Origin of the sequence: Cesiribacter andamanensis AMV16 (genome assembly GCF_000348925.1) — a bacterium.
Taxonomy (GTDB): domain Bacteria; phylum Bacteroidota; class Bacteroidia; order Cytophagales; family Cyclobacteriaceae; genus Cesiribacter; species Cesiribacter andamanensis.
In genome coordinates, this window is record NZ_AODQ01000204.1 from 1 (window position 1) to 4,498 (window position 4,498).

Below are 4,498 nucleotides of genomic sequence, written 5' to 3' on the forward strand. Positions count from 1 at the left end.
ATTGATGGTAGCCTGCAGCTCGCCGGTATAGTTCAGCGGATCACAGGACTCGTTGGGGTTGGCCGCCAGCGTAACGGTGGGGTAGATAGGCGTATACGGCACTACAATGGTGTAGGGGGCAGAGTAACAACCCTTGGAAGGGTTGGCATTCTTATAGGCTTCTACAGTGTAGGTAGCCGCTGTACGTCCACTAATGGATGCTGTGTTGGCACCGGCAATTACCTGTCCGCTGGCATCTCTCCACACAAAGGTGAAATCTGCAAAGCTGGTATAGGTAGTGCCTCCCCAGCTGATCTCGCTGACGGTGGCTGTACCTTCGGCCTGGCTATCATCGCAACTGGTCTGAGGGGTAGCTGTTACCACCGTTATTACGGGTACCTGAATGTAGTCGCCCAGCTGAATTTCGCTCCAGACAGGGCATCCGTTTTCGGCGAGCACCTCCAGGCGGTACAGGCCAGGGCCCAGATTAGACAACAGCAGAGTTTCAGTGGTAGCGCCTGCTAGCACACTTCCATTATCTGCAGGAGTAAGGGCGCCATTGGCTTCTACCAGGTACCAGTTGTAGGTAAAGATGCCGGTAGCGGTAGTTACCTGCGCCTCTACTTCACCGGTATGCTCGGCGGGGTCGCAGGATTCGTTCGGGCTGGCCACCAGCGTAATTGCAGGATATACACTTTCGTTGCGGATGCGCAGCTCCAGCGGGTTGGACGAACAGCCGCTGCCAGGACCCGTCGCCAGGTTTTGTACCGCTACCAGGTAGTAGGTGTCGTCTTCCAGTTGCAGCGCCTCCATATCGGCCATGCTGCCACTGGCCAGGGCGGTGCCGCTGGCAAGATCCGTCTGTCCGCGGTACAGGTAGAAGGTGTAGTCAGCAGCATTGGCAGAACCACCGCTGATGCCTGTGATATCAATTGCGCCGTTTGCCGGATCGCAGTAGGTCTGGTCGGTAACGGTAGCGGTTACTATCGGCTGCTCTGGAGCGGCGGGGATCACCAGAGTAAAGGGCATTTCGCAGCCGGTGTTGCCTTCTACCATAAGGGTATAGGTTCCGGCGGCCAGATCGGTAAAGGCCCGGCTGAATTCTCTGTACTCAGGATCTGATGGATCGTTTGCCAAGAGTAAGCCATCCGCCAGGGAAACATCGGCTGGGCGGTAGGTATCGTCTCCGGTATCGCTACCAGGCCAGCTGGTCCAGCGAATGCTTACATTGGTAAGGGCATAATCCAGCTCACCTGGTATATATTCAGCGTTGTTGATGATAAGGGTTGCAGCGCCATTTCCGCCTTCGCACATGCTGCTGGGTACAATGTTGCCGGCATTGACAACGGGTGGCTGCGCTATCTGGTAGATCTCAAAGGTTCTTGAGGTAGAGGAGCAGCCGTTACCGTAGAAGTCTACTGCAATGATGGTGTAGACACCAGGGGTCAGCGGGAAGCCAGTGCTTTCGCCAAAATAGGTTTCTCCATCAGTTCCTACAGGGCCAAATACCGGAGATTGATTGATCTTATTGGCATCGACCACATTGGTGCCGGAGTAAAGGAAGAAAGCATACTGAGACTGGTCTTCAAAAGCATCGCCATTGATATCAATAGCTTTCACTCCAACACCTCCAGGGCTTCCTTCACAATCTTCTACATGCTCCAGGCGCATTACCAGTGATTCGGGAGCGTTTTCATAGGCAATTGCTATCTCCACCATCGACTTACAGCCTTCGCTATCGGTAATGACAACAGTATAGATACCTGAGTACAATCCATAGGCAGTAGGACCTTCGTTATCGGCCGTTCCGCTGGGGGGGTATACGGTACCAACTACATTGGTTTGGGTATCGTAGGTATCTGACGGCAGCAGATACATGGGCGTATTAGGATCAAACTCGGCTTTCGGGTCGGTATAGAAGTTGGTATTAGGCACGATAGGACGATCCTTATACCATTCGAAGGTATATCCATCTACTGTTGGATTTCCATTCTCATCTACTACCCAAATGGTTGCAACTCCGTTGTCCTGCGTACAAACTGAGGGTCTTCTGTTGATTTCAAAGTTGTGGCTAACGGCTACCGGCGCTCGCAGGAAGCCGGTACGGGGCAGGGCCTCGCAGCGGGTTACCTCATTGAAGGCCACTACGGTATAGTAACCGGACGGCAGGTCCTCTCCGCCATCCAGCTGATCCAGCAGACGGCCGTTGGCAGCCAGAGGAGCACCTGTTGCAGCCTGACCGGTGTACCAGCGGAAAGTATAATTTGCATAATCCGCCTCAGTAGCCCCTTCCATCACGGTGGCTGTCAGGTAGCCCTTCTCCAGGGTTTGGCATCCCTTGATATCTTCTATGGCAAGGGTGGTAGCTGGCGTAATCAGCTGCTCACCCAGGTAGATGGATGAGATAGCGGTACAGCCGGTTAGGGTATTGATGGCCCGTACGGTGTAGGTACCGCTGGCCAGCTGACCAGCCTGATCGGTGGTAATGCCCAGGGAAGTGCCTGAAATAGACGTGCCACGGTACCACTCAAAGCGGTATTGGCTCAGATCGGCAGCAGCGCCACCAATGGTAAGCGAAGCACGGATCGCTCCTGAGTAAGGAGCAACGCAATGGCGTTGCAGGTTATCAACCTGCAGGCTCAGCTGCGGATTGACGGTCTGATCAGGTACTAGCAGGGTAATGCGGCCGGTGGTACAGTTCAGGTCGGTGCGGCGCACCTCAACCTGGTAACGGCCCGGGGCCAGGTTGGTTAGGCTGCTGCCGCTCTGGCCGGTCATGGCCACAAAGCTGCCACCTACTTCCTGCCACCAGCTGAAGCTGTAGTTGGTCAGGTTGGCGGCATCGTCCGCGCCATTGAAGTAGATGGTGGGAAGCTGGATGCTGCCATTGTAGGTGCCGCTGGCCGTCAGCGAGGGGGTACAAACGGTATTGGGGGTGATGGTCTGGTCGAAGGTTACCACTCCATCCCGGGCCGGTACATACACAGAACTTACAGTTTCGCAACCGGTGGCGGCATGGGTGGCCCGCACGGTGTAATAGGCAGCACCGGCAATGTTGCTGATGCCGCTGCTGGTGCCGGTGCTCAGGGGCGTAAGGCTGCTGCCGGTACCGCTGAACCACTCCAGGTCATAACCTGAAGTAAGCGCAGTACCATCCAGGCTCAGGGCCGCCGTAATGCCACCGTTGGGGGTGCCGTTACAGCTGGTCTGATCCAGTGGGGTCAGGTTCAGGCTAAGGACGGGCAGGGTATTGGTCACTTCTACGGTTACAGGGGCGGAGCTACAGCCCAGGTCGGTACGGGTGGCAATTACCTGGTAGCGGCCGGGAGCCAGGCTGCTCAGGGTGGCGCTGGTTTGTCCGCTGATGGCCGTAAAGCTGCCGCTTACTTCCCTAAACCACTGGAAGGTGTAGCCGCTCAGGTTGCCGGGGTCGGTACCGTTGAAGAAGGTATTGGTTACGCTGATGCTGCCTGAGTAGGTAGTGCCTGCGCTTGCTTTGGCCGGATCACAGATCCCGTTAGGGGTCATGTCGAAATTCAGTGTTACGACCCCTTCTTCTCTTGGAAGAAAGACCGAGCTTACCGTAATACAGCCGCTTTGGGAGTCGGTAGCTTCCACGGTATAGATCTGGCCACCCGCCAGGCCTGTGGCGGTGTTGCCGGTAAAGCTCAGGGGGGTGCCTGTAGCGGTGCTGCCACTGAACCAACGGTAGCTTACCGTACCGCTGCTGGCGGGCGAAATGCTATAGGCGGCACTGATGCTTCCGTTAGGAGCACCAGAACAGCTGGTCTGAGCCGTAGGGGTCAGCGTCAGGGTTTGCACTGGCAGCTGGTCGACTACTTCTACGGTGAAGGGGTCAGAGGGACACTGCAGCTGGTTGTGCAGGGCTCTGACCTGGTATCTGCCGGCGGCAAGGCCGCTGATGCTGGAAGCCGTCTGGCCGGAGATCAGGCTAAAGCTGCCGCTTGCTTCCCGGTACCAGCTAAAGGTATAGTTGGCCAGGTTGCTGTCGGTAGTGCCGTTGAGCTGCACCTGGCTTACGCTAATGGAGCCGTTTTTGGCCGAGGCCGGGGCGCAAATGCTGTTGGGAGCAGGGGTAGCGGCCACAATCACCACCGCCTGCTGCAGGGGTACAGTTACAGATGAAACCGTGATACAGCCCGAAAGGGGATCAGTGGCTTCTACCGTATAGGTCTGGCCACCGGCCAGGTTGGCGAGTGTATTGCTGGTGCCGCTGCTGATGGGGGTGCCCGTAGCCGAGCTGCCCAAAAACCAGCGGTAGCTTACCGTGCCTGAGCTGGCTGGGGCAATGCTGTAGGAAGCAGTGATGCTTCCGTTAGGAGTACCGGCACAGGTAGATTGAGCCGTAGGGGTCAGTGTCAGTGTCTGCACCGGCAGCTGATCCACTACCTCTACAGTGATGGGGTCAGAGCTACATTGCAGATCGGTACGGGTAGCGCGCAGCTGGTATCTTCCTGCCGCCAGGCCCGATAGGCTGGTGCCGGTCTGGCCGCTGATT

General features: G+C 56.7%; 1 protein-coding gene. It reads right to left on the minus strand.

Features of this window, described 5'->3' with window-relative positions; genetic code table 11:
* On the minus strand, window positions 1–4,498 hold a 4,498-nt coding region (locus ADICEAN_RS22840), incomplete at both ends, for a hypothetical protein (RefSeq protein WP_040398545.1).